16 protein-coding genes are annotated in these 13,041 nt (G+C 59.5%); 15 read left to right on the top strand and 1 reads right to left on the bottom strand.

Annotation, left to right across the window (positions count from 1 at the left end):
* Positions 1-337 precede the first annotated feature (337 nt).
* The 12 genes from AOQ71_RS22620 to AOQ71_RS22565 all read left to right on the top strand — a co-directional run bounded on the left by AOQ71_RS22620 (position 338) and on the right by AOQ71_RS22565 (position 9,899).
* Positions 338-553 carry a hypothetical protein gene (locus AOQ71_RS22620; RefSeq protein WP_057751216.1) on the top strand — a complete coding sequence of 72 codons (216 nt, stop codon included), beginning with the start codon at positions 338-340 and terminating at the stop codon, positions 551-553.
* Positions 554-646: 93 nt separating this feature from the next.
* The gene (locus AOQ71_RS22615) at positions 647-862 is read left to right on the top strand and encodes a hypothetical protein (protein ID WP_057751213.1); all 216 of its coding nucleotides are present in this window, start codon (positions 647-649) and stop codon (positions 860-862) included.
* A gap of 101 nt (positions 863-963) precedes the next feature.
* The gene (locus AOQ71_RS22610; RefSeq protein ID WP_057751211.1) at positions 964-1,470 is read left to right on the top strand and encodes an A24 family peptidase; all 507 of its coding nucleotides are present in this window, start codon (positions 964-966) and stop codon (positions 1,468-1,470) included.
* A gap of 1 nt (position 1,471) precedes the next feature.
* Positions 1,472-2,437: a Flp pilus assembly protein CpaB gene (gene cpaB / locus AOQ71_RS22605; RefSeq protein WP_057751208.1), complete on the top strand. Its 966-nt coding sequence runs from the start codon at positions 1,472-1,474 to the stop codon at positions 2,435-2,437.
* On the top strand, positions 2,437-3,642 hold the full coding sequence (locus tag AOQ71_RS22600; protein WP_057751205.1) for a CpaE/TadZ family protein: 1,206 nt from the start codon (positions 2,437-2,439) through the stop codon (positions 3,640-3,642). Before cpaB ends, AOQ71_RS22600 begins: the two co-directional genes overlap by 1 nt.
* Entirely contained in the window at positions 3,639-5,084 is a 1,446-nt protein-coding gene (locus AOQ71_RS22595; protein ID WP_083514412.1) for a TadA family conjugal transfer-associated ATPase, read from the top strand. The genes AOQ71_RS22600 and AOQ71_RS22595 overlap by 4 nt, the downstream gene beginning before the upstream one ends.
* Positions 5,081-6,013, top strand: coding sequence for a type II secretion system F family protein (locus tag AOQ71_RS22590; RefSeq protein WP_057751202.1), 933 nt, complete (start codon positions 5,081-5,083; stop codon positions 6,011-6,013). The genes AOQ71_RS22595 and AOQ71_RS22590 overlap by 4 nt, the downstream gene beginning before the upstream one ends.
* A complete protein-coding gene (locus AOQ71_RS22585) occupies positions 6,010-6,918 on the top strand; it encodes a type II secretion system F family protein (RefSeq protein WP_057751199.1) in 909 nt (302 codons plus the stop codon). Before AOQ71_RS22590 ends, AOQ71_RS22585 begins: the two co-directional genes overlap by 4 nt.
* Before the next feature lie 47 nt (positions 6,919-6,965).
* Positions 6,966-7,568 (top strand): methyltransferase family protein, encoded by a 603-nt coding sequence (locus tag AOQ71_RS22580; RefSeq protein ID WP_245317073.1) that lies wholly within the window; start codon positions 6,966-6,968, stop codon positions 7,566-7,568.
* A 56-nt stretch (positions 7,569-7,624) separates the two neighbouring features.
* Positions 7,625-8,056, top strand: coding sequence for a hypothetical protein (locus AOQ71_RS22575; protein WP_057751418.1), 432 nt, complete (start codon positions 7,625-7,627; stop codon positions 8,054-8,056).
* Positions 8,057-8,064: 8 nt separating this feature from the next.
* On the top strand, positions 8,065-9,483 hold the full coding sequence (locus AOQ71_RS22570; protein WP_057751193.1) for a pilus assembly protein TadG-related protein: 1,419 nt from the start codon (positions 8,065-8,067) through the stop codon (positions 9,481-9,483).
* On the top strand, positions 9,480-9,899 hold the full coding sequence (locus tag AOQ71_RS22565) for a TadE/TadG family type IV pilus assembly protein (RefSeq protein WP_057751190.1): 420 nt from the start codon (positions 9,480-9,482) through the stop codon (positions 9,897-9,899). Before AOQ71_RS22570 ends, AOQ71_RS22565 begins: the two co-directional genes overlap by 4 nt.
* Positions 9,900-9,940: 41 nt before the next feature.
* Here AOQ71_RS22565 and AOQ71_RS22560 read toward each other — a convergent pair whose 3' ends face one another.
* A complete protein-coding gene (locus tag AOQ71_RS22560) occupies positions 9,941-10,141 on the bottom strand; it encodes a hypothetical protein (protein ID WP_057751187.1) in 201 nt (66 codons plus the stop codon).
* Between the two features lie 196 nt (positions 10,142-10,337).
* Between AOQ71_RS22560 and AOQ71_RS22555 the strand changes: the two genes are divergently transcribed.
* The 3 genes from AOQ71_RS22555 to AOQ71_RS22545 all read left to right on the top strand — a co-directional run bounded on the left by AOQ71_RS22555 (position 10,338) and on the right by AOQ71_RS22545 (position 13,023).
* Entirely contained in the window at positions 10,338-11,987 is a 1,650-nt protein-coding gene (locus AOQ71_RS22555; protein WP_057751184.1) for a type II and III secretion system protein family protein, read from the top strand.
* A 12-nt stretch (positions 11,988-11,999) separates the two neighbouring features.
* The gene (locus AOQ71_RS22550; RefSeq protein WP_057751181.1) at positions 12,000-12,404 is read left to right on the top strand and encodes a hypothetical protein; all 405 of its coding nucleotides are present in this window, start codon (positions 12,000-12,002) and stop codon (positions 12,402-12,404) included.
* Between the two features lie 169 nt (positions 12,405-12,573).
* A complete protein-coding gene (locus AOQ71_RS22545; RefSeq protein ID WP_240543397.1) occupies positions 12,574-13,023 on the top strand; it encodes a tetratricopeptide repeat protein in 450 nt (149 codons plus the stop codon).
* Positions 13,024-13,041 lie beyond the last annotated feature (18 nt).

Genomic DNA, 13,041 nt, shown 5'->3' with positions numbered 1-13,041 from the left:
ATCTGAGTGGGTTGACAGGTTGATGCACCACGATAATTCATAATAATCGAATGTCCAAATAATCGAATTATTACCCCCGCTTTACCCGTATTAATCCGGTGATTCTTTGGTTTCTCAGCCGGCGCTCTGCCCAGGATTCGACCAACTAACGTCCTTTTACTACGGCGTTTTTGCAGTTTCGCGACGGGTTAATTCAAGAACGGCATTAATACATTAAATGTTGACGATAATAAATGTTTAATGGATAGTTTATCGCTGGCGGGGCCGGACATAAATCCGCAGCCGCTGAAATTGCCGAGGTGTCTGCAAATCCATCTTGAAACAAGGGATTCTTCCTATGTTGCATCATTTCATCGAGACCAAGGAAGCTTTGAAGCGTCTGCGGACGGACCAGGACGGCGTGGTGTCATTCGAGTACATCATCGTCGCGGTTTGCATCGTTGGCGCAGTGGGTGCCGTGTTCGGCGGTGGCGCTGGCGGCCAGATCGGAAAAGCACTGACGACCGGGATCACCGCCATCGTCACTGCTTTCAACACAGCGATCGCCGGCTGACACGGCCATCGTTCGAGCGAAAAAAAGAGTGCGCCCCACCGTCGGCAAGGCTTTGTCTGGCGACGGAGGGGGCTTACAAGGAGGCGTTCTCACATGTTGAGATATTACGTTGTAACCAGGGAAGCTTTGAAGCACCTGCGTGCCGACGAGGGCGGCGTGGTGTCGTTCGAGTACATTATCGTCGCCGTTTGCATCGTCGGCGCAGTAGGTGCTGTGTTCGGTGGTGGGGCTGGTGGCCAGATTGGGGCAGCGCTGACGACCGGGATCACCGCCATCGTCACTGCTTTCAATACGGCCATTGCTGGTTGATACGGCCATCTAATGCTGGAGGGGACAATCCAAGTTGCCCCCTCTCGCTAGCTCACCCATTTTTTCGTGCGCGTTCGACCTTTTTTTGAGGCGTGCATTTCATGAATTGGATTGCTCCCGCAACCTCGCTTCTGGAAATCCTATTGTTGCTATATGTAGCGACGATCGACCTCGCCACGCGGTTGATCCGGAACGAATTGTGTCTGGCCTTGGCGCTGCTCGGGATCGCCGCGCAATTGACCAGCCCCGCGCTACTTGCCCAATCACTGTTATCAGCTGCGATCCTGTTTCTGTTGCTGTTGGTCGTCTACATGCGGGGATGGATGGGCGGCGGCGACGTCAAGCTGCTGGTTGCGCTTGCGGTTGGTCTCCCGCTGACCGGCGTGATTGACCTGCTGACCATCACGGCGCTGGCCGGCGGCATACTTGCCCTGGTGCATCTGCTGATGCGCCTCCTGCCATATCCCAAGCTGGCGCCGGCCGGATCGTCGCTCGCGCGTCGCGTTTACGCGATCGAGCGCTGGCGCAATTTGCGGCACGCGCCGCTGCCTTATGGGGTTGCCATAGCCTGCGGCGGCATTTGGACGGTATTGAGCAAAGGATTATGAGATGTCATCCGCGTTGCGTCTGTCGATCATCATGGTGCTTCTGCTCGCAACCACTGCGTTCGGGCTGATTGCCTATAACATGAACCTCCCGAAGGCGCCGCCGCCGGGCCCGGTACAGGCCATAGAGACGGCTCCACCGCCGGCGGCGCCGTCAACCATTGGATACTTTGTCGCGGCACATCCCTTGCCGAAGGGCACATTGGCCCGCGAAGAAGATTTCACCGTGCGATCGGTGTCGCCGGAGCACGTTCCACAGGGGGCTATCCTAGAGACGCCCGAATCCAAGACCGGACTCCCCGGCTCTCTCATCCGCAGGTTCGTCGAAGCGGGCAGCCCTGTCACGTTGCAAGACATTCTGCGTCCGCGAGATCGGGGATTCCTTGCCAGTGTCCTGGCACCGGACAGCCGCGCCATCAGCATCAAGGTTGACGAAGAGGCGGGTGTCTCGGGCTTGATCAGGCCGGGAGATCATGTCGATGTCGTGCTGACCCAGGTCTTCGAGAAGGCCGATCCCGCGCGGCGCGCGCTGAGCGAAACCGTTCTGCGCAATGTTCGAGTCATCGCGATTGACCAGGAGATCGCGGAGGGCGGGCGGCCCTCTAGCGGGATGGCAGGCAAGCAATCGCAAACCGTGTCACTGGAGCTTGCACAGGAGCAGGTCAAAAAGATCACTGTCGCAAAGCAGCTCGGAACGCTGTCGTTGGCCGTGCGCGCGGCAGTCGATCAGTGGGACAAGTCGGACACGGGCGCGATGTCCAGCTGCGATGTGTCGCCGGAACTTGCTCGACAGAATGCAATTGCAGCGCAGAGAACGGCGATCGTCATTCATTCGGGCGGAGAGGTCAAGCAATACACGGTCAGGAAGCAAGACGAAGATGCTCTCGTCAGCTGCGATGGGTCGTCGGGAATCGTCCGCCAGACTGCAACCGCTATGGGTGACGTTAGCAAGTTGCCGGAGAAACGTTGATGAACATTGCCATAGCCACTCCGCCCGAAGAATCGATATCGATCGTCACGCGTAACCGCGTCGTCTGCTTCGTAAACGACGAGATCAGCGCCGCGGCTTTGCGCAAGGGGCTCGAAGGCGCCAACCTTTTGATCAGGCGCGGTACCATCCGCCATGCGATACGGATGCTTGAAACCGATACTGACCTGTTCGCGCTGGTGACGGACATCAGCGGCATCGATGATCCCTTCACCGAACTGGAAAGGCTGGCCGGGGTCTGTCCACCCGATGTCCGCGTTGCTCTGATCGGCGAAAACAGGGAGATCACCTTCTACCGTGAGCTTTTGGAGCTCGGCTTGACCGAGTACCTGCCACGGCCGCTCACGCGCGATCTGGTGCTGGACCAGCTCCGCCCGAAATTACTCGGCGACATGGCGGCCAACCAGATCGATCGTGGTGGGCACGTGGTGTCGATCTGCGGCGCACAGGGCGGCGCCGGTGCCACGAGCATCGCGATCAATCTGGCACTGCAGCTGGCCGAGACCACCAAGGCCAAAGTGGCGCTGCTTGACCTTCATCTGCAGGGTGGAGAGGCCGCAGTGATGTTGGGGGTTCGTCCCGGGCCGGGGTTGCGCATAGCACTGGAAAATCCGGCACGGGCGGACACACTCTTCCTCGAGCGCGCCGCAATCGAGGTCAACGAACGCGTTTGCCTGGTCTCGGCCGACGAGGACCTCGATGCGCAGCTCGAAATCACGGAAGCTGGCGTGCGACACGTGCTGGGTCTCCTCCGCCAACGGTTCAACTACATCGTAGTCGACGTACCGGTCCCGTTCCCGCCATCAATCTACCCGGTGATTACGCTGTCCCGTCACGTGATGGTGCTGCTCGAAGCGGAGGTGACCGGACTTCGCAATGCCCACGCGCTGCGCGCCGCCGTGATCAACATCGCCGGCAAAGACCGGGTTTTTACCTTGCTCAACCGGGCCGATCGTCCTGGCGGCCTTCCGAGGGCGGCGGTCGTCAAGGCATTGGGCGCAGAACCCGACATGATCGTTCCGGATCTGGGTAAGGGGATGACCCAGGCAGTCAATCTCGGAATTCCGGCTCTGAAGCACGTCAGGAAGTTGCGACGTCACCTGGCGCCGATTGTGCGGGAGATCAGCGGTGTCGGTGCCGAGCGGAGTGGATGGTGGAGGAGGGTGCTCAAAGCACATCTGCGATGAAAAAGTTCGGCAGGCGTGATGACGACGCGCCCATTTTCGTAGCTGCTTTGGGGACTGAGCTGCCTGGTCCTGCGACAGGCTCGCCTCTGTCGATGCCCAACGTTGCCGCATCCGGACCGAGCGGGCCTCCACCCGCCTCAAACGTGTTCGCATCCGCGCCCAAGCGCGACGAACTCCCGATCCACCATCCGCTGATACCGGCTTCGTTGCGTGAACGGGTCATTGAGCAGATCGAGCCATCGGTGGCCGCAACCGTTTCGCGCGAGGTTCTTCGGCGGCAGATCGAAGAGATCATCCATCAAATCGCCAACCAGGAACGGCTCGAGCTGTCGGGGCGCGAGCAGCTTCAGCTTGCGGACGAGATTGCCGACGACATGACGGGCTACGGGCCGCTTCGTCCGCTGCTGCTGGATCAATCGATCAGCGATATCATGGTGAACGGTCCGAGTAACGTTTACGTGGAGCGAAACGGCAGGCTGGAACGAATTGCGGTGCGATTCCGCGACAATGATCACATCACCTCCGTCGCTCAGAAAATTGCCGCGCAGGTCGGCCGGCGCGTCGACGAATCCAGTCCGATGGTGGATTGTCGCCTGCTGGATGGCAGCCGCGTCAACATCATCCTGCCGCCGCTTGCGATCCATAGTCCGTGCATCTCCATCCGGAAATTTCCAAGTCGCCGCCTGGATATCGCCGGATTGATTGAAAATGGCTCAATGACCGCGGCCATCGGACAACTGCTGGAGATCGCCGCCCGGTCCCGGCTCAATGTTCTGGTTTCCGGCGGTACGGGATCCGGCAAGACGACGCTCTTGAACGCGATGAGTCAATTCATCGATCACAACGAACGCATTGTCACGATCGAAGATGCGGCAGAGTTGCAGCTTCAGCAGCCGCACGTGATTAGCCTGGAGACCCGGCCTCCCAGTCTGGAAGGCACAGGGCAGGTGACGCAACGGGATCTGCTGGTGAATGCCCTGCGCATGCGGCCCGACCGGATCGTCGTTGGCGAGGTCCGCAGTGCGGAAGCTTTCGACATGCTGCAGGCGATGAACACCGGCCATGACGGTTCGATTTCCACGGTCCACGCGAATAGTACCCGGGATGCCCTGACCCGCATCGAAAACATGGTCCAGATGGGACAGGTCAATCTACCGTCGCGCGCCATTCGAGCTCAGATCGTCGCTGCACTGGATCTCATTGTGCAGGTCGAACGGATGCGGGACGGACAGCGCCGTATCGTTCAGATCAGCGAGGTCATCGGCCTGGAGGGCGAGGTGATCACCACCAATGACATCGCAGCCTTCGAGTACCAGGAGGAGGATGTGCATGGGCGACTATCCGGCACCTATAGGTCCAACCTTGCTACCCCGAAATTCAAGAGTCGTCTTGTCTATTACGGGCTGGATGGCGTCTGGGCCGAGGCGATGAGGCAAATATGATGCCGGAGTCCGTGATCGTCGCCGTTCTGGCGCTTGCGATGTGCGCAGCAGCGATTTCGTTGTGGCTCGACGCTCGGGAAAGACGCTTCGATCGCCAGCTTGCGGTTTCCCTGCCGGATTCACATCCAGCTAGCTTGCCATCCATTCGCCGTTCGGAGACTGGGTCCCGGTCTCTGCTTCTCTATCGCCTCGCCAATTACAGGCCCGAGATACCTTACGCCTGGCATCCGGCCTATGTGTTGCTTGCGGGCGCCCTCGCGGCAGCGGCAATCTTTTATGCGAATAGCCAGCTGGGATATCCCCTTGTTTACGCGTCCATCGTCGCCGCAATCGTAGCCATCATCGTGATGCGAGGCCTGTTCGGATGGCAGCAACGTCGCTTCGCCCTTCGACTGTTTCGGCAGCTGCCGGATGCCATCCAGTTGGTGACAAGTACAGTTCGAACGGGCCTGCCTGTGAACGAAGCATTTCGCGCCCTCGCGCGCGACATGCCGGAACCAACGGCTGGGCAGTTTGCCATCGTATGCAGCGAAGTGAGTCTGGGGAGACCTCCGGAGGAGGCGGTCCAAGCTGTCTATCGACGAACACAAGTCCAAGAGTATGCGATGTTTGCAGTGACACTTGCAGTTCAATTGAAGTCCGGCGGCAGCCTGGCCGAAACCTTACAGAACCTGGGAGAGACTGTGAGACAGCGTGTTGCGCTGGCTGCTCGAGCCAAGGCGTTGGCGGGAGAGGTGATCTTTTCCTCACGCGCACTGACAGTCTCGCCCTTGATCGGCGGCGGAGTCCTATACGCGGCCAATCCGCAAACGGTTGATCTGTTGTTCACCGATCCAGTCGGAAACAAGCTGCTGGCTTACGCGGTCGCCTCGGTGCTTGTCGGAGCCGTGGTGATCAGTTGGATGGTCAGAAGGGAAACAACACTATGACGTTTGGTCTCGGTCTGGTGGCCCTCGCAATAGCAGCTGGGACTGCGACGAGCCTGTTGATCATCCGCGAAATACACCTGCGCGAATTGGACGCGCGTGTGTCAAGCGCCGTGCTGGGAATTGCCGGCGAGGCGGCAACTTTCAAGGACATGACCAGTTGGGTTTCATCGCTCGGCATGCGGTGGCGCCGCTTCTACGCCGAGGAAAATCTGGATCAACTGCGAGCCATCCTTCAATCGTCAGGTTTCAATCATCATCGAACCTTGCCGACCTGGATCGGTATCAAAACCGTCAGCATGTTCCTGTGCCCAATTATCGCCGGGGGGGCCGCTCAGCTCTCGGGAAAGGCACCGACGGATGTGTTGGTCTTCACCCTCATGGGCCTGGCGATCGGAATTGTAGCGCCGCGATTGATACTGGGGGTGCTGAAGCGGCGGTTTGATGCTGCTGTTCGGCTGGGCACGCCAGATATGATCGATTTGCTGGTTGTGTGCAGCGAAGCGGGAATGGGCCTGGAGAGCGGGCTGGCACGTGTCGCGCAAGAAATGAACGAGACCAATCCCTCGATAGCCCGGGTGTTGCACGGTCTTCTTGATGATCTCAGGATACTGCCAAACCGCAGCGACGCCTTCGAGAAATTGGGATCCACGTCAGACGGGCTTCGTCGGTTCGGCACCATGATCGCTCAAAGCCTGCAATACGGAACGCCAGTCGGCCAGGCTCTGCGGAACATCGCTGTCGACCTGCGGCGTGAACGCATTACCAAGCTGGAAGAAAGAGCGCACAAGTTGGGCGCCAAGCTGACCATTCCCATGGTCCTGTTCCTGCTTCCGGCCATGTTCGTCATCTTGGGAGGAAGCCCCATTCTGCATCTAGTACGTTCGTTTGCCAGCTTCGGTAAATAGCCATGAGCACCGTTGTCCTGTCGAAAACCTCCTCTTACGATCGGACGATGCAGCTGTTCGGCGGCATGTGGTTCATGTTGCTGGCACTTGGCGTCGCCATCAGGATTGGCTCGTCGCCCCATGATCCTTGGCCCTCGCTCTTGTCGAGTGTGTGCCTTGCGACCTTCTATGTCCTGCTGGCGCTGTTGACCATCACGCGGCCGCCAGCAAAGGCGCAGGCGGACGGTCTTCTCCCAAGGATCGCGGCGTTCGTCGGCACCTATATGCCGTGGACGATCGCGTTCTTCGGCAAGACCGACGAAGCGTTGCCAAACCTGGCATCCACCGCTTGCGTGCTGATCGGCATGATCATGATGCTGGTCACCATCAGACATCTTGGCAGATCGTTCAGTTTGGTGCCGCAGGCGCGCAACGTCGTGCAAACGGGCCCTTATCGATGGATCAAGCATCCGCTCTACCTCGCGGAAGAAGTCGCGGTTTTGGGTGTGGTGCTTAGAAATCCGACGCCCCTGACAGCAGCGTTGCTCGTCCTGCATATTGGTGTCCAGGTTTGCCGGATTTATTACGAAGAGGACCTGCTCCGACGCAACTGTCCTGAATATTCCAGTTACGAGACCTCGCGCTGGAGATTGATCCCGCATGTTTGGTGAGTGCTATTGATCCGGTCGACGACCCAGAACCGTGAGTATCGGTCGAGGTGGGGCTCATGAGCCACAAGAAGTCTTTCATGGCGGATCAGCGCGGTGCCGTCGCGCTTGAGACATTGATCGTCTATCCAGTCCTGGTGGCGTTCCTGCTGATGTCGCTCGCCGAGGTGGCCATCGCGGGCTTGCAGTTTAGCTCCGCCTGGGCGGCGCTGCGCGGCTTCGGGCAATACTTGCAGTACCATAATCCGCTCGGACCTGACGGGACGGTGATCTGTTGCTCGGGGCTACAGACAACAGTCGCCGGCTATCCGATCAGCAACATCCAGGTGATATGCGGAGACGCACGTGTTGCCTGCTCGTCGAGCAATATTGCTACCCCGAAATATTTTTCATTCACGACAACGGTCACCTTGTCCCCGATTGTCTGGCGACCGGTGCTGTGTCCCACGAGTTGTACATACACGCTGCTTTACTCAGAGCGCTTCCAATAGGTGCTTCCATGCGTGATCTGCTCCACTCACGACGAGGCTCGGTCGCATTTGCAACAGTCATCGCGCTCGTGCCGCTCATCGGCGTGGTCTCGCTCGGGGCCGAGGCCGGATCGTGGTACGTCACCCAGAAGAACGCGCAGAACGCGGCCGATGCGGCAGCCTATTCGGGCGCCTTGCGGCTTGCATGCACGATAGCTGGTGCGACGAACTGCGATCCACAATCGGTGGATTATCGCGGCAAGGAATTCGCGGCACAGAATGCGTTTTGCAACTCAAGTCCAGCGGACAACACGGCCTATCCCGACAGCCGGTGTGCGACGAGTCTTCCGAGCGGAATCTCGCGGGTCGTGCAGATCGATATCGGCGATTATGTCGGCGACTCCAATGCGGGCACGTTCACAACGCCCCCTGCAGGCACCGGTAATGCTGTTCGCGCCATAGTCAGGCAGCAACAGCCGGCCTACCTGGCGGCAGTGCTGGGTTTTAAAACCGTCACCATCCCCGCCCAAGCCATTGCTTTGGTCCAGAACCCGACGAAGCTGTGTGCGTTGGCACTCGGGCCTGACACGGGCGCGCTCAAGCTCGGTGGTAACCTCAGCAACAACGGAACTGGCTGCGGGATGATGTCGGACACCACCGTTCAGTTTGCCAGCACGCCAACTTTCACGGGTTCGGGATGGGCCATTTATGGTGTAAGTGGCTGCACCCCTTCAGGGACCTGTAGCAATCCTGGCGTGACGCACAACTATTTCATGCCGAACGCAACCAATCCACTTAGCAAGCTGGACAGCGAATCGTTCAACAGCAGGACTGGCAGCTCCAATCCAGAAACAAAGCTAACATCGTGTCCCACCTCGCCAGCGCCGCCCGCCGGCACCAAGACTTGTTTTACGGCGTCCCCGAATGCTCCCCCTGCCACGGGGGCGTACGGAAGCCTGAGCGTGACGACCGGGGACTGGCTGGATTTCGCTCCCGGCACGTACGTCTTTTACAATGCGACAATAAAGATCAATGGCGGAACAGTCACCTGCAACGCCTGCACAAAGTGGCCGCCTGCTGGCACAGGTCTGGGCGTAACCCTGGTGTTGTTGGGGGATTCGAGCCTTTCCATCAGCGGTGGCACGGTCGCTCTCTCTGCTCCCGTCACCAACAGTTTTTCGTCAGATCTGAACGGCGTTTTGATCGATGATCAGGCGCCGACGAAGTCCAAGAATGCTGTCACGATCAACGGTGGTGGTACGGTCGCACTTGGGGGAGCGACGTATTTCCCAAAGGTCGACGTGACCTGGAACGGAGGGACTCAAAGTTCGAACACGACGTGTTCAGAGGTGATCGCCAAAACGCTCACCATGAGCGGCGGCGGCTTCCTGAGTACGCAAGGGTGTGGTCCTATCGCTTACACCCAAGTTGTCGCTTTGGTGCGATGATGAGAAAGCTCGACAATCGCGGTGCCGCGGCGTTCGAATTTGTCCTCGTCTTCATAGCGTTTTTCACATTGATATTCGCCATCTTCGACCTCGGACGCTATGCGATCACCATGCAATCCTTGCGGACGCTCGCGAGCGCCGGCGCCCGGGCAACGATGATCAAGTGCTACACACCTAACGTAACCAACAACACGGCGCCCTCCGGCTGTATCGATATCAATACCTACCTGCCTGACCCACAGAGGCAAAATGTTGCGCCTTTCCTGTATTTCGGTGGTCTCACGCCGACGATGACCGCTGGGTCCAGCAGCAACAATTTGACGGTTACAGCTTCCCAAGCAAACTTTAAGATGCTGATGCCGATCTGGGGCACGGGATTGAACGCGCCGAGCGCCTCCACGAGCATTCCGTTTTAGCGGCGCCGGCCTGCATGCGGTGCCGACAAAGATCATCAGGATCAGGTCTGGTGGCCCACGCAGCAGCGGGCAAGGGCCGGCAGCGGAACCCGATCTTCCACGCCTGCGTGCAATACCTCCTGACCGACGGAAAAGTGGTGCGCGGGGGCAACATCCGTAAGGTTTTTCGGGTCTTGCGGCACTGCGGCAAACGTCTTTCCTTGCACGCAGTTGGTATGAAGGACGATGATCTGCCGCATCATTCGCAGCTCAGCTGGGGGTGTCCCGCGCGAGCGGGAGGTAAGGTTCCGTCTCAACTGATGTGCGCCGGGAAATAACGGTAACGGATTTGTAGTGGGAGAGACCGTAAACTCTACGATGGGCGCGAGGTGGAGTTGTGAGGCTGCCGAGGACGTAGATTTACGGGACAGCTGCAGAAGGCGGCGGGGGGAAACCGGAATGGATGGCGGTCGCGTTTCGAGTTGGACGGGAGCAGGGCTCCTCGCCTTGAGCGTCCTGGCTGCTGCGCTGACGGTGTTGAATTCCGGTGATCGCGCAACTGCGGCTGACCGGCGGAATACCTCGGGCGGGGTGTTCGTCAGCGAAATGAATGACGTCCAGCGGGTCAAGGTCGTCGTCAACAAGTCGCGTACGTTCAAGGTCGATACGGCCTTCGCGACCATCGTGGCCGGCTCGCCTGACATCGTCGACGTGAAGTCGCTCAGCGATCACCTGATCTACGTCCAGGGCAAGCAGACCGGCACCACCAATGTCATCCTGCTCGACTCCTCGATGAAGCAGATCGGCATTCTCGACGTCGAGGTCGTGATCGATACCGGTAATCTCCAGCAGAACATCCGCAGCAGCACTGGCGGGAACGGGATCCGCGTCTCCGCTTCCGAGGGGCAAGTGGTCCTCAGCGGAACGGCGGCCGACGCGGTTACGGCCGAGCGGGCCATGGCGATCGCCACCAGCACGGTTGCGAAGGGAGGCACTGTCGTCAACGCAATGAGCGTCGCGGCCCCGCAGCAGGTGATGCTGGAGGTGCGCTTTCTCGAGGTCTTTAGGCAGGCTGGCCGCGACCTCGGTGTGAACCTTTATGCGGCCAATGCCAATGGCACGAACGTCGGTAATACCGGGTTGGGGGGTGTGACACGCGCCGGTCGAGCTCCGATCGGTGGTATCAATACCGCCAACGGTCCCCTCGGTGCTGGGGGAGGACCTGTCGGCGATCCCCCGACCGGCAGTCTTCCGGTACTCGGAACATTGAATACCCTTATTGGCACCGCGGGCGGTGTGGCTCCGATACCGTTCGGAAGCTTGTTGACCAGCATCGTCCGAACAAGCAACGGCGGCTCGGTGGACTTGTTGATTTCGGCGTTGGAAACCAAGGGATTGGCTCGCCGGCTGGCGGAGCCCAACTTGACCACGCTTTCCGGCGATGCCGCCCGCTTCCTGGCCGGCGGCGAGTTTCCAGTTCCCATCCCGACTCAGACGACTAATGGTTTTCCCACCATCACGATCGATTACAAGAAGTTCGGTGTTGAGCTCGCCTTCGTCCCTACCGTGCTCTCGCGCGGCGTGATCAACCTTCGGGTTGAGCCGTCGGTCAGCGAGCTTGATTTCACCAATGCGATTACCATTCAGGGCACCACCGTGCCGGCACTTACCCGACGCGACGCCCGCACCACGGTCGAATTACGCGATGGCCAGAGCTTTGCAATTGCCGGCCTGCTCCAGACGCGCAACCGGCAGGACGTGTCGCAATTGCCATGGATCGGCTCGGTGCCCGTACTTGGAACCCTGTTCGGCAGCAAATCGTACCAGCAGGAAGAAACGGATCTGGTGATCATCGTGACGCCGCGCCTGGTGGCGCCGGCGGCGCCCGGTCAGCAATTGGCTTCGCCACTCGACTCGCGCCTGCCGGCTAACGACGTCGATTTCTTCCTCAACGGCCAGATGGAAGTTCGCAAGCGCTACGATGACTACGTCAATTCCGGTGGCGAGGTGAAGGGACCGTACGGACATATCATCGCTCCCGAAATCAGGGCGCCCGTCGTGGCTCCAGCCTCTGCTGCCGACCAGCCGGTCGTCAAAACCCTCAACTAGAGGACGCGCGAGATGATCATCAGATACCTGGCTGTGTTCGCGCCCATCCTGCTCGGCGGATGTTACGGCCTCGCCGGTCATGACGAGGTGGACCGCTACTTCCAGCGTTCCGACACCATCACGATGAGTGCCGGCAACGCCAAGGAGGTGAACGCCGTCACTCATACCATCCATCCCTGGCCGCGATATGTCGGCGATCGCCGGATCGCATACGACGCGCGTCGCGTGGGTGCTGCCGTAACGCGTTACGGCAATTCGCAACAGCCGATCGATCAGCTTCCTGATAACGGTGATCCGACGAAACAGATGGGCCAGCGCCCTCCTGTCACCCAGAATGTCAATGTAACTGGATTGGGAGCGGGAGCATCGTCGGGAATCTCGGTGCCGGTCGGCGGGCCAGCGGCAGGGACCAGGTAGCGGTGTTTTTGCAAGTGAGTTGAGCGACGGGCATTTGCGCTTGGTGCAGTGAATGCGCTGAACCGAGCGGGAGACGAGGGTTATGCGACGTGCCATTGTATTGCTGACCTGTTGCTGGTTGGCGCCAGGACTTGCGGGTTGCGACTACACAACGAGGGAAGCCGCCATCGTGGCTCCCGTTGACCCGCCGGGCGGGGACCCCGTGCAGGAGCCGACCGACGTCAAGTACTACCCGTCGGACGAGCCTGTGCGGCTGGGCCTGGAGCATTACAATCGCGGCAGTTACGGACTCTCGCAGCGCTATTTCAAGGATGCCGTCGAGAAATCACCCAAGGACGTCACTGCCTGGATTGGGCTCGCGGCGAGCTACGACAAGCTCCGTCGTTTCGACCTTGCCGACCAGGCCTACGCCCAGGCGATCCGGCTGGGAGGCGAGACGGTTCAGATCCTGAATGACCAGGGATATTCGTACATGCTGCGCGGCAATCTGAATGCGGCGCGCCGAAAGTTTGAGAAGGCTTATTCGCTCGATCCAGGCAACCCGGTCATCGCCAATAACCTCGAACTTCTCAACGGCAGCCGGCGCTTCATCGAAAGGCCGCCAAACAATCAGCCTTAAGGCGGCGATCGGCTCCTG

Source organism: Bradyrhizobium manausense (assembly GCF_001440035.1).
In the GTDB taxonomy this organism is placed as follows: Bacteria; Pseudomonadota; Alphaproteobacteria; order Rhizobiales; family Xanthobacteraceae; genus Bradyrhizobium; species Bradyrhizobium manausense.
This window is presented reverse-complemented; position numbering and strand designations above follow the sequence as displayed.

Coding starts and splice junctions, on each gene's coding strand:
- AOQ71_RS22620 (WP_057751216.1), top strand. CDS start 338: ATGTTGCATCATTTCATCGAGACCAAGGAAGCTTTGAAGCGTCTGCGG.
- AOQ71_RS22615 (WP_057751213.1), top strand. CDS start 647: ATGTTGAGATATTACGTTGTAACCAGGGAAGCTTTGAAGCACCTGCGT.
- AOQ71_RS22610 (WP_057751211.1), top strand. CDS start 964: ATGAATTGGATTGCTCCCGCAACCTCGCTTCTGGAAATCCTATTGTTG.
- cpaB (WP_057751208.1), top strand. CDS start 1,472: ATGTCATCCGCGTTGCGTCTGTCGATCATCATGGTGCTTCTGCTCGCA.
- AOQ71_RS22600 (WP_057751205.1), top strand. CDS start 2,437: ATGAACATTGCCATAGCCACTCCGCCCGAAGAATCGATATCGATCGTC.
- AOQ71_RS22595 (WP_083514412.1), top strand. CDS start 3,639: ATGAAAAAGTTCGGCAGGCGTGATGACGACGCGCCCATTTTCGTAGCT.
- AOQ71_RS22590 (WP_057751202.1), top strand. CDS start 5,081: ATGATGCCGGAGTCCGTGATCGTCGCCGTTCTGGCGCTTGCGATGTGC.
- AOQ71_RS22585 (WP_057751199.1), top strand. CDS start 6,010: ATGACGTTTGGTCTCGGTCTGGTGGCCCTCGCAATAGCAGCTGGGACT.
- AOQ71_RS22580 (WP_245317073.1), top strand. CDS start 6,966: ATGCAGCTGTTCGGCGGCATGTGGTTCATGTTGCTGGCACTTGGCGTC.
- AOQ71_RS22575 (WP_057751418.1), top strand. CDS start 7,625: ATGAGCCACAAGAAGTCTTTCATGGCGGATCAGCGCGGTGCCGTCGCG.
- AOQ71_RS22570 (WP_057751193.1), top strand. CDS start 8,065: ATGCGTGATCTGCTCCACTCACGACGAGGCTCGGTCGCATTTGCAACA.
- AOQ71_RS22565 (WP_057751190.1), top strand. CDS start 9,480: ATGATGAGAAAGCTCGACAATCGCGGTGCCGCGGCGTTCGAATTTGTC.
- AOQ71_RS22560 (WP_057751187.1), bottom strand. CDS start 10,141: ATGATGCGGCAGATCATCGTCCTTCATACCAACTGCGTGCAAGGAAAG.
- AOQ71_RS22555 (WP_057751184.1), top strand. CDS start 10,338: ATGGATGGCGGTCGCGTTTCGAGTTGGACGGGAGCAGGGCTCCTCGCC.
- AOQ71_RS22550 (WP_057751181.1), top strand. CDS start 12,000: ATGATCATCAGATACCTGGCTGTGTTCGCGCCCATCCTGCTCGGCGGA.